We start from the raw sequence: 23,743 nt of genomic DNA, 5'->3' as shown, positions 1-23,743 counted from the left end.
TACTGCTCGCACTGTATCTTCTCTGCCTCCCTGCCATGGTTTCCTTGCCGCTGCCTCCCGACTATGCTGATTGGCTTGCATCACTCAAATCCCGCATCGGGCGCGCGCAGCAACGCGCGGCGACTGCCGTCAACCAGACCTTGGTCACGCTGTACTGGGATATCGGCAAGGAGATCCTTGAGCGGCAGGCTAAGCAGGGGTGGGGCGCCAAGGTGATCGAGCGCTTAGCGCAGGATCTGCGACAGGAGTTTCCCGACATGAGCGGGCTCTCGCGCTCCAACCTGATGGCGATGCGCGCATTCGCCGAAGCATGGCCCGATGCAGCAATTGTCCAACAGCTTGTTGGACAATTGCCCTGGGGGCACAACCAAGCGCTGCTGCAGAAGCTCAAATCGGTCGAGCAGCGCCAATGGTACGCACAGCAAGCGGCCGCGCACGGCTGGTCCCGCGCCGTACTGGTGGCGCAAATCGAAACTCGCCTTGTCGATCGGGCGGCACAGGCGCCAAACAACTTCGCCGCCCAGTTGCCGTCGCCGCAGTCGGACTTGGCGCGGGCCACACTCAAGGACCCCTACGTCTTCGACTTCCTCAGCTTGCGCGCCGATGCGACAGAGCGAGACCTCGAAACAGCGCTAGTCGACCACATTACCCGTTTCCTGCTCGAACTTGGGGCCGGTTTTGCCTATGTTGGCCGCCAGGTCCATCTCGAGGTGGGGGGCGAGGACTTCTATCTCGATCTGCTCTTCTACCACCTAAAGCTGCGCTGTTACATCGTAATCGAACTGAAGACAGGCGCCTTCAGGCCGGAGTATGCGGGACAGATCAGCTTCTACCTGTCGGCCGTCGATGCCGAGATGAAGTCAGCGGCCGACAATCCTACTATCGGGCTGCTGCTGTGCCAGGAGCACAACCGGCTGGTTGTCGAATACGCACTGCGCGGCATGGGAAATCCGATTGGCGTGGCCCAGTATCAGCTGGTGGCGGAGTTGCCGGCCGAACTGCAGGAGAGTCTGCCGAGCGTGGAGGCGTTGACTCAAGAATTGGTGGCCGAAGCCCGGGGTAATGAGGGGGATTAAGCCTGAGATAGGCACCGCCGCGCTCGAGATCACCGCGGCCTCCCGCGCTGGCGTCTCCAATGCGGCTCACTAAGGCGCAGGGCCGGCAGGCAGCGAACCATAGACGGTGCGCACCATGCTGGCTGCGGCGCAAGCGGTGCGGATGATTTTCGCCTCGAACTGAATGGCGTGCCGCTAGCCTGCGCTGTTTCCCAGCGTCCGCGCTACGACCGGAGCGCCCCTTGCGCTTGCCCGACGCATACAAGCATCGCAGCCGATGCCGTACCGTCCAGTGGCAGGCCGCCAACCGAGATCGCCGCCGGTGAACTGGCCGCCCTGCGGGACGAGACGCGGCTGCAGGTGAGCGATGCGCTCGAGCGGAAGTTACTGCAACTGCATGTACCCAATTCTCAGCGGAGCCGGAACGCATGCGCGAGCAGGTCGCTTTGGCGCAGGAGCGGGCCAGCGCCACCGAGCGCCGCGCTGCGCGAATTCGACCAGGAGCGCACGCTGCGGCAGAAGGGCGAGCAGGCGCTCGCGGACCTGCGCGCGGAGCTGGCAGCGGTGCAGGCGAGGGAGCAGGACGCCGCCGGCACCCACGTCAGTCAGAGTGCTCGCCAGGCCGGGATTTTTTCCCAGGGCGCGCCGATCAGCCCGGCTAGGTTGCGATCGCGCTCGCGCGCGCTGCTTGCGTCATGCGCGAGGCCCTGGATGGTGGTCAGCGCCTCGGCGCCGCAGACGGGATCAGCAGTTGGCCGACGCGCAGCAACACAGCTGGTTGGCGTCGGGATCGCCGCGGCGCAGGCGCTCGGCCTGGCCCACAGTCAGTCGATGCCCTCAGCGCGCGATCGGGTGCCTCCGCTAGACCCCAATTCGTTCACATGTTTATTATTTAACATAATAAATATTATGCGTGTCAAAAAATGTAAAGGCCAAATCAGAATGTCCGCTTCCAGCCACATCAGAATGTCCTCTGGATAGACCTATACTGGTAGCGCCTGGGTTGGACGGGAGCGCGCCGTGAAGGATCGAGGGTTGATCACCATGAGTCTGCGTGCGGCCGACCGCATCGATTGGTCACGTGTCATCGTCGATTCCTCTTCCATTCGTGCTGTAGCGTCGGGTAAAAAACAGGACCCAACCCCACCGATCGCGCGCGACGCGGTTCAAAGCATCACCTCCTGACTGAGGCCCAAGGCATTCGGAAATAGGTCACTATTACCGGCAAGCTGGTGGTGAGCCAGCAGCGCGCTATCGCAACAGTGTCTCAAAAACACCTCGCCCAGGTACTCGGCAGCCGCGCAGACAAGCCCCGATCATTTACACCGCAATAAGTGTATTGACTGCACGATGGGAAAGTCAGACTGTAGGTTTGGCACCGGCTTCTCAGAGAGGCATTCAGAGCATGCAGAACCTCACCACCGCGTGGCTGACAGACAGCGCTGGTTGCAATCCAAGTGGCGCTGACAACCACGCCGATCTTGACCGGGTCGACGCTTCGCTGCCCATGGACAGTGAAAGTAGTGGTGTGACGTGCCTATCTGTACTATCTGAGATAGTGCGGAGAGTGCATTGATCTTCGCCAAGGCGAACCCCCTGATATCTCTCGCCCCCGCACACTTGGTCGATGGCATCAAAAGCTGAATCGAAGGCCGAAGTCAAGTCCCGTGGATCTGACCCTGGAGCCGGCTGTGGGCACATGGCCGTTGTCGGAAATGAGAAACTGTCCCCTGCCGCGATTCTTCAGGTGCGCCAACGTTATGTAGACCGCGGTACGCTTGGAAAGCTCATGCACGTACCCGATCGCAAATTTGCGAGCGTCTCGACCAGCGTCTGGCCCTTTGCTGTCGGTGCTCTCATAGGACACGCGCAGTTTTCCTGCGCCAATGCGATGGGTGACGCCTAGCAGAAGATGATCATTGCGGCTTGCGACGTACTTTGCCCGTTGGTAGCTTGCGCTCAGCACGGTCGCACCCGCGGCGTAGCTAGCGCCGAAAATGGATACCGAGAAGTCGTCTCCAGCGACCGGACTTCGGCTGAAGGCACCCGAGATATCCAGGGATGCTGATCGCCAGCCGAGCCGAGCGCCCGTGTACTTTGCACCGTCCACGCCCTCGCTCGGCGCGAACGCAAGATGCCCGTAGATGCCATTGAGACCTTGGGGAAGCACATAGTGAACGGCGTTGTCGGCGCGTACACGTGTCCGACTACCATACGCCATCCAAGCTGGGTACAGCGCCATGCCGTTGCCCACACCGACCAGCGAGAATGGATCCGTCTCCACCAGGATGGCCCACGTGGGCACCACCGCCCGGCCCAGGCGCAACTCTCCGAAGTCGCCGTACAAGCTCACGGTCGAACGACGGTGCCAGAATCGGTTCACGCCTCCTTCAGTCACGCCGCCAACGCCCGTGTCCAAGGCCAGCTGACTTTCCAGCCAGAAGCCCGCCTTCAAGCCCCCCCCAAGATCCTCGATTCCGCGAAACCCGATCCGACTGGTTGCATCATTGCCACTGGACAGCTGCGTCTGGCTGGTGCTTGCGTTCCTGACATAGCGCAGACCCGCATCGGCCACGCCGAAGATCGTGACACTCGATTGGGCGACCGCCTGCCGCACTCCTGCGAGGGCGAGCGACAGGAAGAATAAGATGGCAATGTGGTTCCGCATGGTTCTTCTCATCGTTGATGACGTGCTTGCTCGGCGAACACGGGGGCATGGCTGCGCCTGCCCGCGCTCCGCGCAGGCATGGAATCAGTCGGATGGTTGGGAAGGTTGGAAGTGAAGCCCCGCCATCTCACGGCGGCTGGCGACTACCGCCGCAGCTCAGGGGTTCGCCCCAGTCTTGGTTCTGACCGCTGCACGCCATCGCTCGCGCTCTTCGCGCAGCAGGCTGGCGAATTCGTCGATGGCTTCAGGCGCGAACGCCTCCGCACCCAGCTTCTCGTATGCGGAGCGCAATTTCTGCCCTTGCAGCGCGGCCTTGGACGCATCAGCGATGCGTTGGATCCTTTCGCTCGCAAGCTCGGCCGGCCCAAACAGTCCGAACCACGTCGAGACCTCTTGATTGGTGAAGCCTTGTTCTCGCGCCGTCGGCACATTGGGCAGAAGAGCCGACCGCCCCTTGGACGTGATGGCCAGTGGGATCAAATCACCGCGCAACACGTGCGGCAAAGCCATCGTGATGGACACGAGGCTGAAGTCGATCTCGCCGCGAATCACCGCAATGATCTGGGGACCGCCGCCACGATATGGCACATGCAGAGCCTCGCGCCCGGCGCTTCTCGCGAACTGCTCGATGAGCAGGTGTGGAGGGGTGCCAACGCCCGGTGTGCCATAAGGAACGGGCACATTCGCGGATCGGATGCGCTGAGCGAGACCCTGCAAGATGCGGCAGGCGCATTTCGGATGTGCGACCCAAACGTATGGTACCGAAATGATGGGCGCAACCGCCTTGAGGTTCGTGTCCGGGTTGTTGTAGGGCGTCGGTTGGAGAAGAAAGTTGGTGAACAGCCATCCGCCACCCAGCAAAAGGGTGTGGCCGTCCGGCGCAGCCTTGGCGACCGTTTGTACGCCCAGGTTGCCACCGGCACCGCTGGTGGCGGTCACGACAACCGGCTGGCCGAGTTGCTCGCCCAGGGCATCGCTGAGGGTGTGCGCGACAGTGTCCGAAATACCTCCGTTGAACGCGGTGACGAGCCGGATGGGCCGGTTGGGGAATGCCCCTTCATTTTCCGCCTGAGACACAGAGACCGTTGACAGGTAGAAAGGCAGGGCGACGAACGCCAAGAGTAGTTTCTTCATGAGAGGCCGGTTCAGTTGTTCGCTAGGCCAAGTTCGGTGACCACCTTGCGCCAATGCTGCGCGTCCGACTTGACTAGGCGCTGCAGTCCTTCGGGAGAGCGCTCCTTGAGGGGTGTCGCCCCCCGGCTTTCGATCAGCGCCCGGCCTTCAGGGCTGTCGAATGCTTTGAGCACTTCTACGTTGAGCTTGCGAACGATCTCTGGCGGCAGGCCCGCAGGGCCAAAAACGGCGAACCAGGTCGTGGTTTCCCAGCCTGGAAATCCCGCTTCGGCGATCGTCGGAATCTGGGGTGCCGCGCTGACCCGCTGCTCGGACGTCACCGCCAGTGCCGTGAGCTTGCCGGCCGCGAGCTGCGGCAGCGCGCTTGTCAGCGACATCACACCGAAATCGACCTCTCCGCTGAGAACCGCATTCAATTGAGCACCGCCGCCCTTGTAGGCGACATGCAGCAACTCAATCCTGGACTCTTTGGCCAGGTCCGCCACATACAGGTGCACAGCGGTGCCCACACCCGGACTTCCGTATGACAGCCCGTTGGCCTTTTTGCTGGCTGCGGCCATCAGCTCCTTCAAGGTCCTGAAACCCTTGGCGGGGTTGGCAATGACAACGTAAGGCACGCCAAGCACTGGTGCAATGGGGGTGAGATGGATGGTGGGATCGTTCCACTCGGTCGCTTTCAGCGCCCAGTTGGTCGCCAGCCATTGCCCGCCGACGATCAACGTGTACCCGTCGGCCTTGGCCATTGCGGCCGTGCGAAGCCCGATGTTGCCGCCCGCGCCCGGCAAGGAGGTCACGACAAGCGGTTGACCAAGGAAGGGAGCGGCGCGATCGGAGACGCTGTGCGCCACCAGCGTCGAGAGTCCTCCGCTGAACGCCTCGATCAGCTTGATGGGGCGCTGTGGATAGTCAGCCTGTGCATGCGTGGACGCACTCCCGACCGCTGCCAGGAGGGCGACCACCAGCGCGCGCGAAAACAAAGTCGCGGATCTAAAGATGGACATGGGATTGGAGAAAGTCTGAAGGCGGAATTGGCTCAGCGAAACGAAAGATTCCGCGCTTGTGCGAGGGATGCGGGCAGACGCCTCTCCTCGTTCAGGAGGCGATGGAGCCGCGCGGCGCCGCCGGCGGGATGGGTGGCACCAAGCGCCTTCATGAATGAACGCGCCTGCGGTGATTTGAACGCAAATGCGGTCTCGAGTGCCAGGCGGTTCACGACCTTGCCCTCCACGTCGTCGACGCCGTACAGTGCAAGCCAGGTTTGAGCTTGCAGCCCCGGATGTCCGAGCTCAGCCATTGAAGGAATGTCGGGCGCGGAGGGCATCCGCTCTGGCGTGGAAAACGCCAAAGCGCGCAGCCTTCCCTGGCGCAACAGCGGCATCGCCGTGACTAGCGACATCACCGCACAATCAGCGGCCCCTTGCAGCAAGGCTTTCACTTGCTCCCCACCCCCGGCGCAGGTCATGGGACGGAAAGAGATGCCCGTGTCAGCCCTGACCTGATCGAGATACAGGTGAGCTCGGGTGCCAATGCTCGGCGTGGCGCAGATCGGAACCGGACCGTCGCGCTGTACCTGCCTGATCAAGCTGATCCAATTGACATGCGGAGATGAAATCGGCACAACGAACGCAAAAGGAGTAGCCAGGAGCGGAGCGATGGGCGTGAGCCTCGCCACGTCCATGTGGATCGCTTGCCCACCGCTTTGATGTGATGCAAGCCAAGCCCCGCCGAGAATCAAGGTCAGCCCATGCGACGGCGCCCTGCCTTGTCGAAGACCGTCGCTCCACGCCCCCATCGATGCCACCTCGATGCGCGCCTGAAGCCGTTGGCTGACGGTCTGCCTCACCAGCTTGGCGACACGCTCCGACATCCCCCCATTGAATCCAATCACCAGGTGGATGGTTCTATCGAATCCCGCGCTTCTGCTGCGAGCGATCTGTGCGTTGAGCGCCGAGCGGCCTCGAAGGTTCTCCTCGAGTGCTTGCGCGAGCGCCCCCATGCCCCGTTGCCGCCAGCCATCGATCAGCACGTTCTGGATGTCAGGCCACAGCCCCGAGGCGTCCCAGGTTCTGAAACGCTGCCAGCAGGACGTGCCCGAACCGAACTCCAATTGGGAGGGGAGCTGGTTCCAGGTGATGCCCCTGGTCAACACAAACACGATCCCGTTGACAATCTGCCTGTCTGGCGTGGGTCGACGGCCTGCATATCGGTGGTTGCGAGGCGGCGGAGCGGGAAGGATGGCCTCGATGCGAGCCCAGAGCGCATCGTCGATCACAGTCAGTGCAGGCAGCGAGCCGCTCATGCCGCCTCCCTTGTCGTCAGACCCACCGGGATCACCTGATGCGCAGGCGGATGCCCTGCGACGAAGTCCAGCAGTTGCTGACGGATCAGCACGGCGCGCTCCCGGATTTCTTCCGCCCCGCCCACACCGGCGACATGGGGGGAGAGCAACACATTGCCGAGCTCCCAGAGCGGGCTCGTCGACGGCAGGGGTTCCTGATCGAACACATCCAGCGCCGCACCGGCGATACGGCCAGTTCGCAGGGCGTTGGTCAAGGCATCGGTGTCGATCACCTGACCTCGTGCGACGTTCACGACAAAGGCGGCAGGCTTGAGCAGCGCGATCCGTCGCGCATCCAGGAGGTGGTACGTGGTAGCCGACAGCGGCACCGCGAGGACCACGGCATCGGCGTGCTGCAGCGCCCGGTCCAAGTCCGAGACGCCGAGCACCCGATCCCCATCGGGATCGGAGCGGGCCTGCGTGGCCACGGCGGTGATGCGCATACCGAATGCCTTGGCACGCTGCGCCACTTCGCGCCCGATCGCACCGAAGCCGACCAGACAGAGCCGCTTTCCCGCCAGCGAAGACATCGCGTCGACCACGCGAGCGCGGTCCCAGATGGCACCTACCCTCATGCGCTCCAGCAGCGGAAGCCCGCGCACAAGACCGAGCAGCAGCGCCATCGCATGCTCTGCGACCCGTGCTGCTGCCCTGCCGGGCGCGTGGCTCAAGATGACGTCATCTGGAATGCCATGCATTGCGAATGTCTCGAGTCCGGTGTTCGGGCAGAAGATCCACTCCAGGCGCTTGGCATCCCTTCGCAGAGCCTGTGCAGTCTTCGCGTCGTACTGGAGTGTGCTGGTCACCAGAATCCGGGTGTTCGGCAACTCTTCGGCGACTTCATCGATGTCGGCGAAGGGTACGAGTCGAAGTACCTCATCACCGGCACACGCTCGAGCTAGTTCATTGATCCCGGTCAATATATTGACCAATACGACGCTGGAGTGATTCGGTATCATGAGTTTGGGGTATTTCATCTTGAATGCGGTCAGTCTACAAAACAGTTTCCTCAAGCGGAACTAAGAAAAATCACCCCGAGAGTATTGAAACTGAATGACTGTTTCGAAATTAAAAGAATCTCTCTTCAGGAGAATCGATTCCCATCCAAGCGGACGGCGAGCCCTGGATACTCTTGAGATGCATCGGGGTATCGCTGCATGACCAAGGGATCGTGGCCGGCGACGATTTCGCCCGTGCTGCCGGCAAGCTCTTGCAGTCGATCCCAGACCGCGACGTAGGCCAGGGTGTCAGTGAGGATGGGAAACGGATTGCGCTGGTCCAGATTCGCGTAGTAGTGCATGGCGTCCGAAGCCAGAACCACGATGCCGCCAGCCGCGCGCACCCGCACCACCTGCATGCCAGGCGTGTGGCCGCCGACATGGTGAGTCGTGATGCCGGGCACCACTTGCGTCTCCTCACCAGTGAAACTCACCTGGTCCCGGTAGAGAAGACGGATCGCATTGCAAACGTGTTCCACGTGGTATGGCCGACGCAGGGTGGCGTGGCGCATATGCGGACCACAGGTATGACCCAGGTCTTTTGGATGGATGTGGAACTGCGCATTCGGAAACTTGTCGAGATTGCCAGCATGGTCCCAATGCATGTGGGTCACGATGACGTGCTCGATGGCTTTCGGTGGAACGCCCAGGCGCTCTACGGCAACCACTGGATCGCACAGGAAGTCATGCCCTCTGCCCCGGCACGCCATTTCATCCATGCCGCTGTCGATCAGGACGGCATGATCCTCATTGACCGCAAGCCAGACGAAGTAGTCCATGGGCATCGGACCATCATGAATGTCGGCATTCGAAAGAAAGTTCGAAATAGTTCTGCGTCTCTGATTCGTCGCATAGCGAACCGCAAAGAGGTTGAACGGCGAGCTCATGTCCTGACGCTCTCGGCCTGCCTCGGTGCCGAGTGACGGTTCTCGGGCACCGCGAGCCCGAGGTTGTGCCGAAGTCCTCCCTCGGCGTACTCCGTATGGAAGCGCCCTTTCTCTTGCAGCAAAGGCACCACGGTGTCGACGAAATCTTCAAGCCCTCCCGGGAAATACGGTGGCATGACGTTGAAACCATCAGCCGCTCCGTGTTCAAGCCACGCGATCATGTGATCGGCGACTTCCTCGGGTGTCCCGATCACAGGCAGGTGCCCGTTGGTGCCTGCCATGATGCGATAGAGGCCTCGCAGTGTTAGTTGATTCTTGTCTGCGAGGTGCTTGAGCAAGCTGACGCGGCTCGACAGATGGCTCTGGATCAGCGAGTCGGGAGCGGGATCATCCAGGGAGAGAGAAGAAATGTCCTGCCCGAAGCGCTCGGTCAGAGTGGCCCTTGCCCGTTCCGTATCAAGCTTTTCTTGCAGGCTGTCGTACAGATCGAATGCCTCCTCTCGCGTGCGGCCGATGAAAGGTACGATTCCCGGCATGACGAGAATCGAATCCCGCGGGCGCCCATATTTTCGACTGGCTAGATCCTTGATGCCGGCGTAAAAGGACTGCGCCCCTACCCGTTCGGGCTGGGCCGTAAAAACGATGTCCGCAACGCGTGCGGCCAGTGTCTGTCCCGGACCCGAAGACCCGGCTTGAATCAAGATCGGACGACCCTGCGGCGTGCGCGAGACGTTCAGCGGGCCGGCCACCGAGAAGAAGCCGCCCTTGTGGTTCAGGGAATGCAGCTTCTGCGGATCGAAGTAGCGCCCCGTCGCCTTGTCGCGCACGAGGGCATCCGACTCCCAGCTGTCCCACAGGCCACACACCACGTCGACGAATTCCTCGCCCCGCGCGTAGCGCTGTTTGGGGTCCGGAAGCGGCTCCGCACCGAAATTGAGGGCGGCTGCGGCACTCGACGAGGTGACGATGTTCCAACCGGCCCGTCCACGGCTGATGTGGTCGAGCGAGGCAAGCTGACGCGCCGTGACGTAGGGCTCGCTGTAGGTGGTGGACACCGTTGCCGCGAGACCGATGTTCATTGTCTGCGTGGCCACTGCGCTGAGCAGCGTGAGTGGCTCCAGTCGCGCGGCGACAGACGGACTGGCATGCCGCGAGGTGCTCAGCCCGTCGGCGACGAAAGCGAGCTGGAACTTGCCACGCTCCGCGGTGCGGCAAAGACGAATCAGGTAATCGATGTCTTCCGTGTCAGAGCAGGCGCTCTCATGCCGCCATCCTGCCGTGTGGTATCCCGCCGCGTGAAGAAACAGGCCCAGAATGAGTTTGCGCATGCCCGAGTTCATTGCCGATAGGACGGATCGATACGGTCGAGCTGCCGGATGATGGCCTCCCAATGACGCTGCGTGCGAAATCCGCCGACGGACTTGGCAATGTGGTTGGCCACGCGCTCGGCGATTTCTGACGGAGGAACCAACAGTGTAGTGCCACCGGCTTGGGCGGCGATCTGTGCCGAGCACGCGCGCTCGAGGAAGTGCAACTCCTGGAACGCCTGCGGAATGGTCGCGCCACACGCGATCAGGCCGTGATTGCGCAGAATCAAGGCGCTGTGCCTACCCAGGTCTGCGACCAGCCGCTCCTGCTCGGCGAGGTCGAGGGCAAATCCCTCGTAGGCGTGGTAGCCTAGGCGCCCCTGGTAGCGCATGGCATGCTGCGAGATCATCAGCAGTCCATCGCGTTGCGATGAGACCCCCACACCCGCTGCAGTATGCGTGTGAAGCACACAATGCAGATCAGGGCGCGCACGATGGATCGCGCTGTGGATGACGAAGCCGGCCGCGTTGACCCCGAGGCCCGTGTTGTCCTCAATGATGTTTCCATCCAGGTCAATCTTGACCAGGTTCGAGGCGGTGACCTCGTCGAAGGTCAATCCGTAGGCATTGACCAGATAGTGCTCGTGGCGACCTGGAACACGCGCCGAGAAGTGGGTGTAGATGTGGTCGGTCCAACGGAAATGGACCGCGGCGCGGTAACAAGCCGCCAGCGCGATCCGAGCTTCCCGCTCATCCTTCGGCGCGCCCAACGGAGACACCGTGCTGCCCGAGGATTCCGGTACGCCGCCTTGCTCCTGCACGGCGGCTGGAAGACCGCTCTCCGCTGTCAACTGGCTGTCTAGCGCTCCCATCATTGATAGGCTGCCGCGACTTGACCGTAGGACGACAGGCCCGTGGTCAGGCCCCAGCGCTTCATGCTTTCGTACGTATCCTCGAACCGATCCGCAGTGAACGGCGTTGTGTGGACATAGCGGATGTACTGATTGCCCAGCTCCTCGGGTGCCAGCGCGTCACCGACGCGCGCCGTGATGACGTGCTTGTACTCGGCGAAGTCGCTGTTGATCAGATCCACCGCCTTGTCGATGGCGGCGAAGTAAGCGCGCTGCTGCTCGACATTGAGGTCGGCCGAAACAACCTCGACACCGCGATAGAACGTTAGGCTCACGATGTGCGCGCCCTCCTTCAGAGCCAGGCTGATGAAGGGCTCCATGAGCGTGACGGCGCGGTATTTTCCGCTTTTCAGTGCCGCATACCGGTCTTGCGGTGCACCGGCGTGTTCGATCAGCGTCTGGTCGGCCGGAATTGCGCCTTCGAGCAGTTGCGAGGTGGCATAGTGCGATCCCGCGCGGTCGTTGACACCGATCTTCACACCGGCGAGGTCGCGCGGTTCCTGGATCGCCGCGTCGAAGGTGATGATAGCTTGAGCAGCCACCGCTGCGCGCAAGCCCACCACCCGGGCCGCCCGCTGGCCTCTCTCGGAACGGTCAACGCCTGCCCATTCGCAGATGTTGTAGGTATCGGCCTCACATTTCTCGAACTGGTTTTCCTTCAGACGCTCGAACACGTCCTGCTCCGATGGGGACGTGTTGCCGTCTCCATCGGCGAATTCGACATCCAGGCCGGCCTGGTTGAAGAATCCCTCGTCTCTTGCCACATACAGCGGCAGGTAAAACATGGAACTTCCGGATGCAATCCGGATTTTTTGGCGTTGCCTAGACATTGCGTAACCTCAGGTGGATAAAGGATGACCGTAGTATCTAGCCAGGAACAATCTATCGGAAGTATTAGTTTCTCATATTAAATTACCGATTATTCATATTCATTTTGAAATTAGAATCCGTGGATGCCGTGGATGGATCGCGCGTAGCCTTAGAACCCACTTTCGATCGGCAATTGAAGCGTCCGACGGTGGAGGGGCACTGTTCGCAGTGCCCACCTGTAGAGCAGCGGTTCCTCTAAGAACGTCTTACGTGGACGCCTCCCGGATTGCAAGCTGTTTGGCATGTTGGTCGACGGGTAAAGGCAGCACGCTTATGTCCGGCACGTTGATGCAGGCCATCTGGCCTGCTGGCCCATATGGAATTCGCCGACGAGGGTCCCATCTAACAATCGAACGCTAAGGTTCAGCGCTCTTACCAGACTTTTCTCGTCCCGGTCCAACCTGTTAGCCATCATGTATTAGTGGCTTGCGTTCCTTGGTGAAGGGGTGAATGGATCGACGTTGGCCGGGCGGCAAGGCTAGGTAGCTTTGATCTCGCCTTGGTATCTTGTGCCTCGCGATAGCACTGCCCAGATAGTGCGAGCGAGCTTGTTTGCCATCGCGGCAACGACAACGTTAAAGGGGCGTCGCTGGAGCATCCCGTCTAGCCACTTGGTTCGTGTACCGCGAGTGATCACAGACCGCGCACCATGCATCAATAGAGTCCGCAAGGAGGTATCGCCGCGTTTGCTTAATCCGAACTGTCGAACATGACCGCCAGTCGCAGTTTGCCTCGGTACAAGGCCGAGCCACGCGGCGGACTCACGGCCGGAACGAAAGGTGGCCGCCTCACAGATGGCGGCAACGGCTGCTGTGGCGGTGAGCAGACCAATGCCTGGGATTGCCGCGATCCTTTGGCAGTCCAGATTGTCGTGAAGCGCGGCCTTGACCCGGCGTTCGAGCAATGCTATGTCTTTGTCAGTAGCCTGCACGCGGGCCCACTGCTCGCGCAGGCTATCGATTGGCATGGCAGGCACGCGATCCGCGAGCTTGGCAAGCGCCGTAGCAAACTTTGTTGAGAAAGCCTGATAGCCTTCCGGAAGTGTTTCTCCGAATTCATGGAGCAAACCACGCAGGGCGTTGGTCTGCATGATACGGAGCTTCATCAGTTGTGTGCGCAAGCGGTGCAGCGCAAGAATGGTTTGTTGCGCTTCGCTCTTGATCGCTATAAACCGTGCCTCGGGTTGCTGGACTGCCGTCCAGATGGCGCGGGCGTCGGCGGCGTCCGTCTTGTTACGCAGCGCGAATGGACGCACTGAGCGTGCGTAGATGAGCCTGACCTGACGTGATGGCGTGTCCGAGGTGCTGCAGTTGTCGCGCCCAGTGGGGTGCTCCGCCACATGCCCCAATCGCCACCAGCGAGCGTTCCCTCCTCCCAAAAAACTCGAGAAACTGTCTTCGTCTGAGTTTGATGCGCTCGATTTCGCCCGTGTACGGGTTGACCGCATGCAGTTGGAAGACTTGCTTGGCAATATCCATGCCGATTACGGTAAGCTTCGTTTCGGATCCTCCCGCAGGTGGTTGCACTCGGCGGCTCCACTTTGGCACAGCTTGGCCTACGCAGTGTACGATCTCCGGATCCCTATCCTTGCGCCAGAGATACCCTTTGCCGGGAGGAGGCGGCCATACCATCTAACAAAATGACTTCCTGAGGTGCCGCCAGCAGATGATGCCTAGTGTGTCGATTCGGCTGCCAATGCGTCACGCAAAAGCAGAGAGTAAACGCCAAGTGCCGCCTTGCGATTACCCACATTAAATTTAGTCAACTCCGCTGACACCGTCGGCACTCGACCCCTGCGCGGCTTGTCCACAGGCTTGTCCCCTCGTGCGGCGGATAAATTCCATCGGACATCGCCGGCGCCCCCGTTAGGCCAGCCCGGGTTTGAAATTGGTGCGCGTCGCCGGCGCCCGCCGCCTCGTGCTCGTCAAGCGGTGCGTCGGCGTGACTTCCGCCTGGGCACGCTCGGGCCGCCGCAGCGCCGCCCCCAGTTCTGCCCTGCGCCGCCGGCCCCTCCGCTAGTGTCTGCTGCACCGCCAGCAACGTAAGCGTCCAGCGTTCCCACCTTGAGTTGATCGAAGCGATCCTGCATCGTCCCCACGAAGGAGATCGTGGAGACCATGGATAAAGTGTCGACAGTTGCGCGGCCGCGCAGGCGCGAGTACAGCGCCGAATTCAAGATGACGGTGCTCGAACAGATCCGACAGGAGGGCGCATCGGTGGCTGGAGTGGCACTCAGCCACGGCGTGAACCCCAACATGGTGCACCGATGGATGCGCGAAGACCGTCAGCGCCAGATGCTGGCAACGCTGCAGAACGGCAGCGCGTTTGTACCGCTGCAGGTGCTGCCCTCGCCCGCAGCCGGGCAACTCGCTGATGCAGACCGATGCGAGACGCCAGCGCCGGCGACGCCTGAGGTAATCCACATCGAGATTCAACGCGCAGCCGGCACGTTGATCGTGCGCTGGCCCCTGTAGGCGGCGCAGCAATGTGCCCAACTGCTCAGGGACTGGCTGCGATGATCCGCATCGAGGCGTTGTGGCTAGCCGTCGAGCCCTTCGACATGCGTGCCGGGACCGAGCGGCTGCTGGCGCGGGTGGTGCAAGTCTTCGGCGCGGCGCACTCTCACCACGCCTACCTCTTTGCCAACGCTCGGCACACGCGCATCAAGCTGTTGGTACATGATGGCTTTAGCGTGTGGTGCGCAGCGCGCCGTCTCAACCAAGGGCGCTTCCTGTGGCCCGATACACAAGCCGGTGCCGCAGGGGCACAACTGACCCAGGCGCAGTTCGATGCTCTGGTGCTCGGTTTGCCTTGGCAGCGCCTGGAGAATCTGCGCGCAATCACGCGGTTGTAACGGCGGTCACGGTGCGTTGACAGCGCAAATCCGGATGGCGGTGCTGCCTGCGGGCTGGCACGATGCTCAGCATGCTAAACCTACGCCAACTGCAAAGCCAAGACCTTCAAGGCCTCGCGCCCGAGGCGGTCGTGGCGCTGGCACAGCAGATGCTCTCGCACATCCAGCGGCAGGAGCGCGAGATCAAGCTCAAGGACGTCAAGATCGAGAAGATCACCTTCGAGTTGGCGCGCCTCAAGGCCTGGAAGTTCGGTGCAAAAACCGAGGCGATGAGCACCGAGCAGCGCCGGCTGTTCGAGGAAACGCTGGCCGAAGACGAGGCCAGTCTGCAAGCCCAGTTGCAGCAGGCCAAGGGCGAGTCCTCCACGCCCGCCGAGTGCAACACCCCGACCAAGAGTACACCCCGGCGTCAACCACTGCCGCCGGAGCTGCGCCGAGTTGAGCACCACCACGAGCCTGAGGACACCCGCTGTCCAACACCGGACTGTGGACGGGCAATGGTACGCGTTGGCGAGGACGTCAGCGAGAAACTGGATGTCGTGCCGGCCGAGTTCTTCGTGCACCGTCACATCTATGGCAAGTGGGCCTGCCGCTGCTGCCAGCGCCTGGTGCAGGAAGCCGTCGAACCGCAGATCATTGACGGTGGCCTACCTGCAGCCGGACTGGTCGCGCACACGCTGATCAGTCGCTTCGTCGATCACCTGCCGTACTACCGGCAGGAGGCGATTAACGCTCGCTCGGGCGTGCACACGCCGCGCTCGACGCTGGCGGCTTGGTGCGGGCGCGCTGATGCGGCACTGGAACCGCTTTATGAAGCGCACAAGCGCTTCGTGCTCGCGGCACGGGTGCTGCATGCCGACGAAACGCCGGTGGCCATGCTCGACCCCGGCGCCGGCAAGACCAAGAGAGCCTACGTCTGGGCCTACGCGCGCGGTGCCTTCGATCCGCTGCCTGGCGTGATCTACGACTTCTGTACGGGGCGCGCGGCGCAGTACCCAATTACGTTCCTCGGAGGAACCAGGGAATACGGCACTGAGCGATGTTGGCAGGGAACCTTGGTGCGCGACGAATACGCGGCCTACGATAGCGTGTTGCAAGCCCACCCAGGACGCGTGGCCGCGGGATGTCTTGCTCATGCCCGACGCAAGTTCGACGAGTTGCTACGGAACCTAGGCAACAGCACGGTCGCGCCAGAGGCACTGAGTCGCATCGCGCAGATCTATCGCCTGGAGCGGGAGCTGGCCACGCTGGGCAGTGAGCGGCGGCTGGCCAGGAAGCGCAGCGATGCACAGCCACTGTGGGAGCGACTGCATGCCTGGCTGCAACTGGAACGATCTCGCGTGCCCGACGGCAGCGTCACGGCCAAGGCTTTGGATTACAGCCTCAAAAACTGGGCGACGCTGGCGCGCAACCTGCTCGATGGCGAGGTGAGCGTGGACAACAACAGCTTGGAGAACCTGATCCGTCCCTGGGCGATGGGCAGGCGCGCCTGGTTGTTCGCTGGCAGCGAAATGGCCGGCCAGCGTGCCGCGGTCGTGATGAGCCTGGTGCAATCCGCCAAGCTCCATGGACATGATCCATGGGCTTACCTCAACGATGTATTGACTCGCCTGCCTACACACCTGAACAGCCGCATCGACGAGCTGCTTCCTCACCGCTGGCGTCCTGCGCGTTGAGCGTGCGATCCCATACCGATCTCGGTGGCGCTAGTCCCGAGGCCTACGAGCTGGCCTCGGCGTCAGGCGCCCAGTATCTAATTTCCGGGAGCAGTCGATTTGGCGCATGGGGCACGCCCACAGACGGTTGCGGGCCCGACTATGCAGGCTCGCCAAAGCGCAGCAGATGGCCGTCCGGGTCGCGTATGGTGAACTCGCGTCGGCCCCAGGGCCACAAAGCGAGCTCCTTGACGATCGGCACATTCTTGCGCCGGTACTCCTCATAGAGCGTGTCCAGTCGCGGAGCGACTAAGAGGTACAGCGAACCGGAAGGCGCACCGGAGGCCTGCTCTCGCTGCGTCAGTTGCAGCCTCAGCCCCTGAGTGGACCACTCGCCCCGAAACACCCCGGCATGCGAAACTGGATCACCAAACACGAACTCCACCGTGAAGCCAAGTTGCTCGCGGTAGAACTCCACGGCGGAGGCAACGTCAGCCACCTCCAGTACTGGCTCGATTCCATAGAACAGCGGCACGCCGTCTTGGTGAATTGGCACTCGATCGTTCTCCGACGCATTGCGGTCGAGCCACTGCGAACGCGTGCTACCGTACACCAACGTTTCACGCGATTGCCGCTCTCTCGGATAGATCTGGCGGAAACAGCCTCGTCGCGCGAACCCGAGCGACTCCGCGACCCGTCGGGACGACATGTTGGCCTCATGGATCCACAGTTCGACACGGTCGAGGTCCAACTGCCGAAATCCGAAGTCCAGTGCTGCGCGCGCCGCTTCCGTCGCGTATCCCCGGGACCGGTGTACGGCATGGATGGCGTAACCGAATCCCGGGATCGTGCCGAAGCCGAGAAAACCCACGAAACCGATCGTCACCTGCGGCGCGTCCGTACGCACGGTCCACCAGCATGCACGCTGCGGGCGCAACATGGCTTCGATAGCCGCCCGCGTTTCCTCCACTGTCTGGTGCGGGAGCGTGTGCCAATACGGCATAGCTTCGGCATCGTGGAACAGCTCGAACAAGGCTGGCGCATCGTGCAGGGATAACGCATGCAACTGCAGCCTGGCAGTTTGCAGGGGTCGCACAAGCGTCTTCATTCGGCGGCGTCCAGTGGCCGTCCAGTGACCTTCCAGACGACCGGCTCAGTCGCGTGCGGCCGACGACCGGTAATGTCTGCCCGGATCGCCGTTGCCGTCCCGAGTTCGGCTACCTTAAAGGCTAGAGGTACCTTGACCCGCTGCCACCATGGCGCGATGGACGCGGCAGTACGTTTCCAACTCAGGTACACAAAACGCGCTGCAGGCTTGCCGTGAACGAAGGGACCAGCGAAATCGATATTGCCGGCCCCCTTGTCGCGCACCTGGATCACGCACTTGAATTCGAAGGAGCCGTCGCGCTTGCGCGTGCCCTCATGGACATCTTGGTCCTTGTCTTGGATACCAACGGTCACCGGTTCCTCGACCGGCGGTAGCATCTTGCACACCAGGGTCACCTGGATGTCACGGGGGAAATCGCTCATGCTAACCAATCCTTCCATGCAGACGTTCGCGGGAGCCGTATTCTGCCATGAGGCGTTGATCCGCCTGCTTACACATCTGAACAGCCGCATCGACGATGCTACTTTCGCACCACTGGCGTCCCGCGCGCTGAGCGCGACCGCTTTACTCACAGACGTCGGTCCGCTGATAAGGTGGGCCGGCGGGACGCTTACCCAGCAACTGCCAACTGAGCTTGTCGCGCTCGGCCTGCAGCCGCGCTTGCGCCATCGCGAGTTCGGTCCGTAGGTCCGCCACCGCCTGCTGGCCCTCCTGCCGCAGCGTGCTCTCCTTGTCTATTTCGTGCGGCGCGCGGCGCTCCGTGGCGCTGGCCCGTTCCTGCGCCACCGCCACCTACTCGGGGGTGCGCTCGAGGTCCGCCGAGAACTGCGTATGCATCTCGCCCAGTTGCCGCTCGAGCGCCTCGATCTGGCACCGCCTTCCTCCTGGCGCGTCTACGCGGCGGCGTGGGCCTGGCGCTCGGCCTCTAGTTCCGCCTGCGCGCCGCGCGCGCTCGCTGGGCGACCTCGAGCCCGGCCTCTACGACAGCTTTCTCCTGCTCGGCCACGACCACTGCGGCGCGCGCCAAGTCGAGGGATGGCCGGGATTAGTCATATGAGTAGCTTCACATATTCGAGAATGCCGACCATCCCTCTATCCGGGTAGCGCGGAAACTGGCTTCGGGTCTAGGAAATGCTAAGTGGTAGGGAGCAATTCGAGGAATTCGAACGCTCCCCCAACATTGGGGGATCAAAGAACGCAGACCGGCCGTACACTGCTTCCAACGTGTGCACTGCACCATGAGGCCGCTATGAGCATCTCCCTGCTGGGCTTCCTCGTCTTCGAGGCGCTCTGGTTCTTCCCGTTCCGGAAGGTTTTCCGCACGGCTCGCTTCAAGTCGGGCTACGAGTATCTAGCCCTGATACCTATTTTTGGGCCTCTGGCCTGTGTCTGGATTCTCGCATTTAGGCCTTGGCCACTGAAGTCGAGACTGGTGCGCACGCTGACGCCCTAGATGAATAAAGCCACCCGAAGGTGGCCGTATTCTGGCGAATCGGTTCTACTGCGGTCGCTTTATCTGTGGAAGCGACTCTTGGAATCCGTGGAGCAAACAGCGGACGAGCGCCGGACCGTAATTGCTATCCGGACTATCTGGGATCTTCCATTCAAAGAAACCATCCTCGGAAAAGGTTGCGTTCCCCTGATCCTCGATCAGGATCACATGGAACGGAACCAGCCGCATCATCTCATCCGTGCCTAGAACGAAGCGCGAGAATTGGTACCGCCCCACGAGGTGTCCATCCCAGTTCGCAAAGCCGAACTGAGCATAAACGCGACCGAAGCTAGTATTGAGTTCGAAACTCTCTCTCTCATCACCCGGTAACGCTGGGCCTTCCACCCCGGAGCGGGCCAAGAATCCCTCTTGGGCGAGACATTCGCCCACGAACCTCATGAACCGCCTCGCCTGCGCGCGAAGCATCTCGGCGCGCATGGCATTTTTCCTGGCGGCGTCACCCTGCTCTTTTGTGGCGTCCATGTCAGCTGCATAATGGTGAAGTGATGGCCAGTCTCCGATGTGCTGGCTGTGTCGGCAATAGCCCTTCATGGGGGAATGTAGATCCCCGGATCGAGCTGGCGTGGCGAACCAATAGGTATAAAAATCCGACAAGAGCAACCTCGGCCCACCGCAGGCCTGCTCGCTCGCCCGTTCCAGTTCGGTCAAGATTAGGTACGTAGCACCACCAACTGACGGCCGGCTGCCTCCGGCTCCGCCCGGCCTCCATCGGGCCGCAAAGCTAGATCTTGCCCCGTGTCAGTCAATTCGCCCAACATCCGATTTCGTCGCTATGCGGCTTACACGTCAGCCAGAAGTTGATCAGCGCGCCACAAAGTGCCAGTCGATGTCCGTGCCCGGCCCGCAATGATATTCACCCGGCTCGACGCAACCGGCGAGCTGGAGCTTGGTCAAGGCTTGCCGGTAGCCCAGGACCATGCGTGGGTGCATCGACCCATGTCATTCCGGCCTCGGTCGCCTCGTGCGAGGTCAAAGATGACTTCGCGACGAAGTCTTGCTGCGTATCTGCCGTGGGATGGCGCACGGGTAAAGCGTACGCTTCCAGCAGCGTCAAGAAGTCCTGGGATGGCGGAGGAAGCCTTTGCAACTGTTTCCACGTCCGCGAGGATCCTGACAGGACACTCACCTCTGCGCGCGACGGTTTGGGCTTCTCGCACTCTGATCCAGCGAGCTCAATAGCCGCCAGCCCCCGCCAGCGCTACGCCGCCGGCAGGCAGCCGGAACGATGCCACCGCGGCCTTCAGCGCGTCAGCTTGTTCCGCCAGCGCCTGCGCTGCCGATGCTGCCTCCTCCACTAGGGCGGCATTCTGCTGGGTCACCTCGTCCATCTGGTTGACGGCTAAGCCGATCTGCTCGATACCCGTACTCTGCTCGTTGGAGGCTGCGCTGATCTCAGCCATGACGTTGGTGACTCGACGCACCGCTTGCACCACCTCGGTCATGGTAGAGCCGGCTTCGTCCACCTGATGGGCGCCGTTTTCCACTTGACTTACCGTGCTGCTGATCAGTTGCACGATCTCCTTTGCGGCCGACGCCGAGCGTTGGGCCAGCGCTCGGACCTCGCCCGCCACCACCGCAAAGCCGCGGCCCTGCTCGCCCGCGCGCGCTGCTTCCACGGCGGCATTTAGCGCCAGGATGTTGGTCTGGAAGGCAATGCCTTCGATCACGCCGGTGATCTCGCCAATCTTGCTGGAGGCGAGCCGGATGTCACCCATCGTATCTACCACGCGCCGCACGGCCTGCCCGCCGCGTGCAGCAAGGTCGGAGGCCTGTGCGGCCAGTGCATTGGCTTGCCGCGCGTTGTCGGCGTTCTGCTTCACGATGGAGGTCATCTGCTCCATGCTCGATGCGGTCTGCTCCAGGGCGCTGGCCTGTTCCTCGGTCCGCTGCGACAGGTCGAGGTTGCCTGCGGCGATCTGTTGGGTGGCACTGGCAATCGCGTCGCTGCCGCCGCGCATTGTGCGGATGGTGGCGATCAGGCCACGCTGCATTTCCTGCACGCCGCGCGCTAGCGCGCCCATCTCGTCCTGGCTGGTTACGGCGATGGTCTCTATCAAGTTTCCGCGCGAGATCTCACCGAAGCTGCCCAGCATGCGTGCCATCGGCGCGGAAATGGCGCGCTGCAGGCCGATCGCGCAGCCGAGCGCTGCCGCGATGCCGATGCCAATGGCGCCCATTGCCAGCAGCAGAAAGCGCTGCGATCGCGCTGCAGCTTTGTCATACATGGCCTGGGCTTGCTCGCTCTGGTTGCGCTCAAGCGCATCCACGGCACCGGATAGCGCCACGAACAGCGGCGGGATAGTGATCATCACGGCCTTGTCGACGGCGGCGGGATCGCGGGCGCGGAGTGCGGCAACCAGCGGGTCGATGCCGTGGCGGAAGAACGTCTCGCGGTTCGTGGCGACCGTCGCCGACAGGTGCTTCTCCTCCTCGGACTTGGGCAGCGCCTGGTAGGCCTCCCATGCGGCCTCGGACTTGGCGCGATAGCCGAGCGCCTTGTCTACGATGCCGGACACATCGGCAGCATCAACGTGGAACGCCGCACGGTCCAGCGTAGTCCGCACAATAGCCGCACTCAGCTGCGACCTGGCAACGAAGACGGTGGATGCCATCTGGTTGGAGTGGATTTCCTTGATGTCTGCACTGGAGGCCTGCATGCCGACGATCCCGATCAGGCCGATGACGACCAGTAGCGCAGCCAATAGTGTCAGGGCGGCGTTGAGCCGGATGCGAATAGAGAGCTTGTGGAACATGACGAACCATCTGTACTTGGATGCTGTCGTTAACGGCGACGCCAGCGATCGACTGAAGCACTGACTGTGGAATGTGCCCGGCATCGTCCCTGCCAACGGCCAGCGATGGGCGCCGGCGCCGCGCAGTCGCCACAAAGTGCCGAATGACAGACTCCGCATACCGGTCAGCGGCGTCGGGGCGATTCGCCAACCACCACACAGTTCATACGTGGCGTATTCTCGAATGGATTCATCCAAAATCCGCCCGCCCTCTTCACGTTGCAACAGAATCCGTAAAGCGCGTCTTGGCGTGAAATCGAGGCATCCAAAGTAAGTTCGCATCGTCTCAGATGCTCAAGTTGCTGCCCCCTCGGCCCGCCTCGTGCAAACTTCGCACGGTGTGGACGCGCTCGACGGCATGCTCGCCTTGCTTGCGGCATTCCATGTCTGAACCTGAGCGGCCGGAAACTTCGAAAGACTATCCTCACTCTCGATCTCGACGCATCGATATCAACGCATCAAAATCAGCCTCAACATCAACAAAACGTTACAAAGCACTCCTTGCCCCTTCGTCATCGTCGCCCGGTTCCGCGGCGTTACTGAATCATGCGCGGCCAATCCTGCCGGGCATCAACAAGTAAGGGAGCTCACGGTGTTTACTCGCAAACTGATCGGAAGTGTGGCAATCGCCGTTCTGGCGGCAGGCATGGCTGGTGGCGCAATGGCAAACGATACCCAGTGGCAGAAGAATCACCCGCGTCGCGAGCAGGTCAACGGGCGTCTTGCCAACCAGAATGCTCGTATCCACCAAGAGGTCAAGGAAGGTGAAATGTCCCGCGGCCAGGCAGCCAAGCTGCACAGAGAAGATCACCAGATCCGCGCCGAAGAACGCACCATGGCAAGCCATGACGGAAGCCACATTACCCGTGCCGACCAGCGCGCCCTTAACCAGCAGGAAAACGCAGTGAGCAGGCAGATTGGCCGTTGATTGATCGCTAAGGATTCGCGTTCTGATATCACTGCTTGCCAGGCAGGAATCAAGAAGCAAGCCGACGACCCAGTCGTCAAGCCCGCCGCTCGGCGGGCTTTTTTTAGGTTCTGTCGCAGTACGAGACCATTTGATGTGCGACACGTGTCGCCGGCCGCCGCGCGTTAAGCGGCATGCTGAAAGGATGGCAAAGCGCTTTCTTGCCTTGTCACATTCAACAACCGAGACATTGGAGATTAAAGCCGTGACCTGCTGTACGACCAGCAGTTGCGACGACAATGGCGGCTGCGGCTACAGCGCGCGAACAGGCACTGGCCCGGGCACGGTTGGCCGCGCCGGCTCCATCTGCGGGCCGACACCGTGAACCTCCACAACCGGAATGAACGCCGCCGGTGCATTTTCGATGACGTCCATCGTGCCAGCAGCGTTTTTTCTGTTCCGCCTTGTATTGCTCAATCCAGCGGCGCAACTGGTTCGCGTTCCCCCCGGCCTTGATTGCCATGCTGGCCACCGATACCCCCGGCTGCAGGCAAGCTTCAACTAACCGCCGCTTGTTGTCGCCTTTGGCAAGGCTGCGCTTGCCGTTGGCGCCGACGTTGATCACCCGCAGCGGCAAGAAATCCAAATCGATCTGGCCCATGACTTGTGTCCACTAAAAACAGTGGATACAATCCTGCGCCGTCTAGGCTTCCGACGCTATGTCTGGCAAGTTTCGCGCTTACGAT

21 protein-coding genes and 3 pseudogenes are annotated in these 23,743 nt (G+C 61.8%); 9 read left to right on the top strand and 15 right to left on the bottom strand.

All coding sequences use genetic code 11. The features are described 5' to 3' along the window. Positions 1-35: 35 nt before the first annotated feature. The 3 genes and pseudogenes from AC1RQC_RS34155 to AC1RQC_RS34145 all read left to right on the top strand — a co-directional run. Complete coding sequence (locus AC1RQC_RS34155) at positions 36-1,076, top strand: PDDEXK nuclease domain-containing protein (RefSeq protein ID WP_492809480.1); 1,041 nt, start codon at positions 36-38, stop codon at positions 1,074-1,076. 1,014 nt (positions 1,077-2,090) lie between these two features. Further along, a pseudogene (locus tag AC1RQC_RS34150) lies at positions 2,091-2,254 on the top strand (IS5/IS1182 family transposase); the annotation flags it as partial. Between the two features lie 8 nt (positions 2,255-2,262). Further along, a pseudogene (locus AC1RQC_RS34145) lies at positions 2,263-2,389 on the top strand (lytic transglycosylase domain-containing protein); the annotation flags it as partial. A gap of 299 nt (positions 2,390-2,688) precedes the next feature. Here the strand turns inward: AC1RQC_RS34145 and AC1RQC_RS34140 are convergent. From AC1RQC_RS34140 to AC1RQC_RS34095, 10 genes and pseudogenes are all read right to left on the bottom strand, one after another. Then, complete coding sequence (locus AC1RQC_RS34140) at positions 2,689-3,723, bottom strand: porin (RefSeq protein WP_492885944.1); 1,035 nt, start codon at positions 3,721-3,723, stop codon at positions 2,689-2,691. Between the two features lie 156 nt (positions 3,724-3,879). Further along, on the bottom strand, positions 3,880-4,857 hold the full coding sequence (locus tag AC1RQC_RS34135) for a tripartite tricarboxylate transporter substrate binding protein (RefSeq protein WP_492885942.1): 978 nt from the start codon (positions 4,855-4,857) through the stop codon (positions 3,880-3,882). 11 nt (positions 4,858-4,868) lie between these two features. Next, positions 4,869-5,858 (bottom strand): Bug family tripartite tricarboxylate transporter substrate binding protein, encoded by a 990-nt coding sequence (locus tag AC1RQC_RS34130; protein ID WP_492885940.1) that lies wholly within the window; start codon positions 5,856-5,858, stop codon positions 4,869-4,871. Between the two features lie 32 nt (positions 5,859-5,890). Beyond that, positions 5,891-7,156, bottom strand: coding sequence for a tripartite tricarboxylate transporter substrate-binding protein (locus AC1RQC_RS34125; protein WP_492885938.1), 1,266 nt, complete (start codon positions 7,154-7,156; stop codon positions 5,891-5,893). Continuing rightward, positions 7,153-8,172 (bottom strand): D-2-hydroxyacid dehydrogenase, encoded by a 1,020-nt coding sequence (locus AC1RQC_RS34120; protein WP_492885936.1) that lies wholly within the window; start codon positions 8,170-8,172, stop codon positions 7,153-7,155. The genes AC1RQC_RS34125 and AC1RQC_RS34120 overlap by 4 nt, the downstream gene beginning before the upstream one ends. A gap of 107 nt (positions 8,173-8,279) precedes the next feature. Continuing rightward, a complete protein-coding gene (locus AC1RQC_RS34115) occupies positions 8,280-9,080 on the bottom strand; it encodes an N-acyl homoserine lactonase family protein (protein WP_492885934.1) in 801 nt (266 codons plus the stop codon). Then, the gene (locus AC1RQC_RS34110; RefSeq protein ID WP_492885932.1) at positions 9,077-10,408 is read right to left on the bottom strand and encodes an LLM class flavin-dependent oxidoreductase; all 1,332 of its coding nucleotides are present in this window, start codon (positions 10,406-10,408) and stop codon (positions 9,077-9,079) included. Before AC1RQC_RS34110 ends, AC1RQC_RS34115 begins: the two co-directional genes overlap by 4 nt. A gap of 8 nt (positions 10,409-10,416) precedes the next feature. Next, positions 10,417-11,262, bottom strand: coding sequence for a class II aldolase/adducin family protein (locus tag AC1RQC_RS34105; protein WP_492885930.1), 846 nt, complete (start codon positions 11,260-11,262; stop codon positions 10,417-10,419). After that, positions 11,259-12,083 carry an ABC transporter substrate-binding protein gene (locus AC1RQC_RS34100; RefSeq protein WP_492809469.1) on the bottom strand — a complete coding sequence of 275 codons (825 nt, stop codon included), beginning with the start codon at positions 12,081-12,083 and terminating at the stop codon, positions 11,259-11,261. Before AC1RQC_RS34100 ends, AC1RQC_RS34105 begins: the two co-directional genes overlap by 4 nt. Positions 12,084-12,646: 563 nt before the next feature. Beyond that, positions 12,647-13,646: pseudogene (locus tag AC1RQC_RS34095) on the bottom strand (IS110 family RNA-guided transposase). Positions 13,647-14,285: 639 nt separating this feature from the next. On the opposite strand from AC1RQC_RS34095, the gene tnpA reads away from it, so the two are divergent. The 3 genes from tnpA (at position 14,286) to tnpC (ending at position 16,698) form a co-directional block, all read left to right on the top strand. Further along, positions 14,286-14,642, top strand: a complete 357-nt coding sequence (gene tnpA, locus AC1RQC_RS34090; RefSeq protein ID WP_492885972.1) for an IS66-like element accessory protein TnpA — start codon at positions 14,286-14,288, stop codon at positions 14,640-14,642. Between the two features lie 41 nt (positions 14,643-14,683). Further along, positions 14,684-15,022: an IS66 family insertion sequence element accessory protein TnpB gene (tnpB, locus tag AC1RQC_RS34085; RefSeq protein ID WP_492885928.1), complete on the top strand. Its 339-nt coding sequence runs from the start codon at positions 14,684-14,686 to the stop codon at positions 15,020-15,022. A 71-nt stretch (positions 15,023-15,093) separates the two neighbouring features. Then, on the top strand, positions 15,094-16,698 hold the full coding sequence (gene tnpC, locus AC1RQC_RS34080) for an IS66 family transposase (RefSeq protein WP_492885926.1): 1,605 nt from the start codon (positions 15,094-15,096) through the stop codon (positions 16,696-16,698). Between the two features lie 139 nt (positions 16,699-16,837). Here the strand turns inward: tnpC and AC1RQC_RS34075 are convergent, their stop codons facing one another. Continuing rightward, on the bottom strand, positions 16,838-17,785 hold the full coding sequence (locus AC1RQC_RS34075) for a GNAT family N-acetyltransferase (RefSeq protein ID WP_492885924.1): 948 nt from the start codon (positions 17,783-17,785) through the stop codon (positions 16,838-16,840). Next, positions 17,782-18,207, bottom strand: a complete 426-nt coding sequence (locus AC1RQC_RS34070; protein WP_492885922.1) for a DUF5990 family protein — start codon at positions 18,205-18,207, stop codon at positions 17,782-17,784. Before AC1RQC_RS34070 ends, AC1RQC_RS34075 begins: the two co-directional genes overlap by 4 nt. Here AC1RQC_RS34070 and AC1RQC_RS34065 point away from each other — a divergent pair. Both AC1RQC_RS34065 and AC1RQC_RS34060 read left to right on the top strand, forming a co-directional pair. After that, a complete protein-coding gene (locus AC1RQC_RS34065; protein ID WP_492885920.1) occupies positions 18,206-18,472 on the top strand; it encodes a hypothetical protein in 267 nt (88 codons plus the stop codon). The two genes, AC1RQC_RS34070 and AC1RQC_RS34065, sit on opposite strands and share 2 nt — an antisense overlap. 562 nt (positions 18,473-19,034) lie before the next feature. Beyond that, positions 19,035-19,238, top strand: coding sequence for a hypothetical protein (locus AC1RQC_RS34060; RefSeq protein WP_492809468.1), 204 nt, complete (start codon positions 19,035-19,037; stop codon positions 19,236-19,238). 45 nt (positions 19,239-19,283) lie between these two features. On the opposite strand, the gene AC1RQC_RS34055 is transcribed toward AC1RQC_RS34060, so the two are convergent. Continuing rightward, positions 19,284-19,946, bottom strand: a complete 663-nt coding sequence (locus AC1RQC_RS34055) for a hypothetical protein (protein ID WP_492885918.1) — start codon at positions 19,944-19,946, stop codon at positions 19,284-19,286. A 524-nt stretch (positions 19,947-20,470) separates the two neighbouring features. Continuing rightward, positions 20,471-22,051, bottom strand: a complete 1,581-nt coding sequence (locus AC1RQC_RS34050; protein WP_492885970.1) for a methyl-accepting chemotaxis protein — start codon at positions 22,049-22,051, stop codon at positions 20,471-20,473. A gap of 685 nt (positions 22,052-22,736) precedes the next feature. On the opposite strand from AC1RQC_RS34050, the gene AC1RQC_RS34045 reads away from it, so the two are divergent. Then, positions 22,737-23,018 (top strand): hypothetical protein, encoded by a 282-nt coding sequence (locus tag AC1RQC_RS34045; RefSeq protein ID WP_492809542.1) that lies wholly within the window; start codon positions 22,737-22,739, stop codon positions 23,016-23,018. A gap of 214 nt (positions 23,019-23,232) precedes the next feature. Here AC1RQC_RS34045 and AC1RQC_RS34040 read toward each other — a convergent pair whose 3' ends face one another. Then, the gene (locus tag AC1RQC_RS34040) at positions 23,233-23,658 is read right to left on the bottom strand and encodes a transposase (RefSeq protein WP_492885916.1); all 426 of its coding nucleotides are present in this window, start codon (positions 23,656-23,658) and stop codon (positions 23,233-23,235) included. Positions 23,659-23,743: the final 85 nt, after the last annotated feature.

This window comes from Cupriavidus sp. GW822-FHT03E04 (assembly GCF_058801495.1).
Note: the sequence above shows the minus strand (reverse complement) of the source record. Positions and strands in the feature narration are given on the sequence as shown.

Bases quoted from the DNA above. Each gene is read 5' to 3' on its own strand.
- AC1RQC_RS34075 (WP_492885924.1), bottom strand. From the start codon at position 17,785: ATGAAGACGCTTGTGCGACCCCTGCAAACTGCCAGGCTGCAGTTGCAT.
- AC1RQC_RS34050 (WP_492885970.1), bottom strand. From the start codon at position 22,051: ATGTTCCACAAGCTCTCTATTCGCATCCGGCTCAACGCCGCCCTGACA.
- AC1RQC_RS34060 (WP_492809468.1), top strand. From the start codon at position 19,035: ATGAGCATCTCCCTGCTGGGCTTCCTCGTCTTCGAGGCGCTCTGGTTC.
- AC1RQC_RS34065 (WP_492885920.1), top strand. From the start codon at position 18,206: ATGCTAACCAATCCTTCCATGCAGACGTTCGCGGGAGCCGTATTCTGC.
- AC1RQC_RS34125 (WP_492885938.1), bottom strand. From the start codon at position 7,156: ATGAGCGGCTCGCTGCCTGCACTGACTGTGATCGACGATGCGCTCTGG.
- AC1RQC_RS34155 (WP_492809480.1), top strand. From the start codon at position 36: ATGGTTTCCTTGCCGCTGCCTCCCGACTATGCTGATTGGCTTGCATCA.
- tnpA (WP_492885972.1), top strand. From the start codon at position 14,286: ATGGATAAAGTGTCGACAGTTGCGCGGCCGCGCAGGCGCGAGTACAGC.
- AC1RQC_RS34100 (WP_492809469.1), bottom strand. From the start codon at position 12,083: ATGTTTTACCTGCCGCTGTATGTGGCAAGAGACGAGGGATTCTTCAAC.
- AC1RQC_RS34070 (WP_492885922.1), bottom strand. From the start codon at position 18,207: ATGAGCGATTTCCCCCGTGACATCCAGGTGACCCTGGTGTGCAAGATG.
- AC1RQC_RS34130 (WP_492885940.1), bottom strand. From the start codon at position 5,858: ATGTCCATCTTTAGATCCGCGACTTTGTTTTCGCGCGCGCTGGTGGTC.
- AC1RQC_RS34135 (WP_492885942.1), bottom strand. From the start codon at position 4,857: ATGAAGAAACTACTCTTGGCGTTCGTCGCCCTGCCTTTCTACCTGTCA.
- AC1RQC_RS34045 (WP_492809542.1), top strand. From the start codon at position 22,737: ATGGCTGGTGGCGCAATGGCAAACGATACCCAGTGGCAGAAGAATCAC.
- tnpB (WP_492885928.1), top strand. From the start codon at position 14,684: ATGATCCGCATCGAGGCGTTGTGGCTAGCCGTCGAGCCCTTCGACATG.
- AC1RQC_RS34040 (WP_492885916.1), bottom strand. From the start codon at position 23,658: ATGGGCCAGATCGATTTGGATTTCTTGCCGCTGCGGGTGATCAACGTC.
- AC1RQC_RS34140 (WP_492885944.1), bottom strand. From the start codon at position 3,723: ATGCGGAACCACATTGCCATCTTATTCTTCCTGTCGCTCGCCCTCGCA.
- tnpC (WP_492885926.1), top strand. From the start codon at position 15,094: ATGCTAAACCTACGCCAACTGCAAAGCCAAGACCTTCAAGGCCTCGCG.
- AC1RQC_RS34105 (WP_492885930.1), bottom strand. From the start codon at position 11,262: ATGATGGGAGCGCTAGACAGCCAGTTGACAGCGGAGAGCGGTCTTCCA.
- AC1RQC_RS34120 (WP_492885936.1), bottom strand. From the start codon at position 8,172: ATGAAATACCCCAAACTCATGATACCGAATCACTCCAGCGTCGTATTG.
- AC1RQC_RS34110 (WP_492885932.1), bottom strand. From the start codon at position 10,408: ATGCGCAAACTCATTCTGGGCCTGTTTCTTCACGCGGCGGGATACCAC.
- AC1RQC_RS34115 (WP_492885934.1), bottom strand. From the start codon at position 9,080: ATGAGCTCGCCGTTCAACCTCTTTGCGGTTCGCTATGCGACGAATCAG.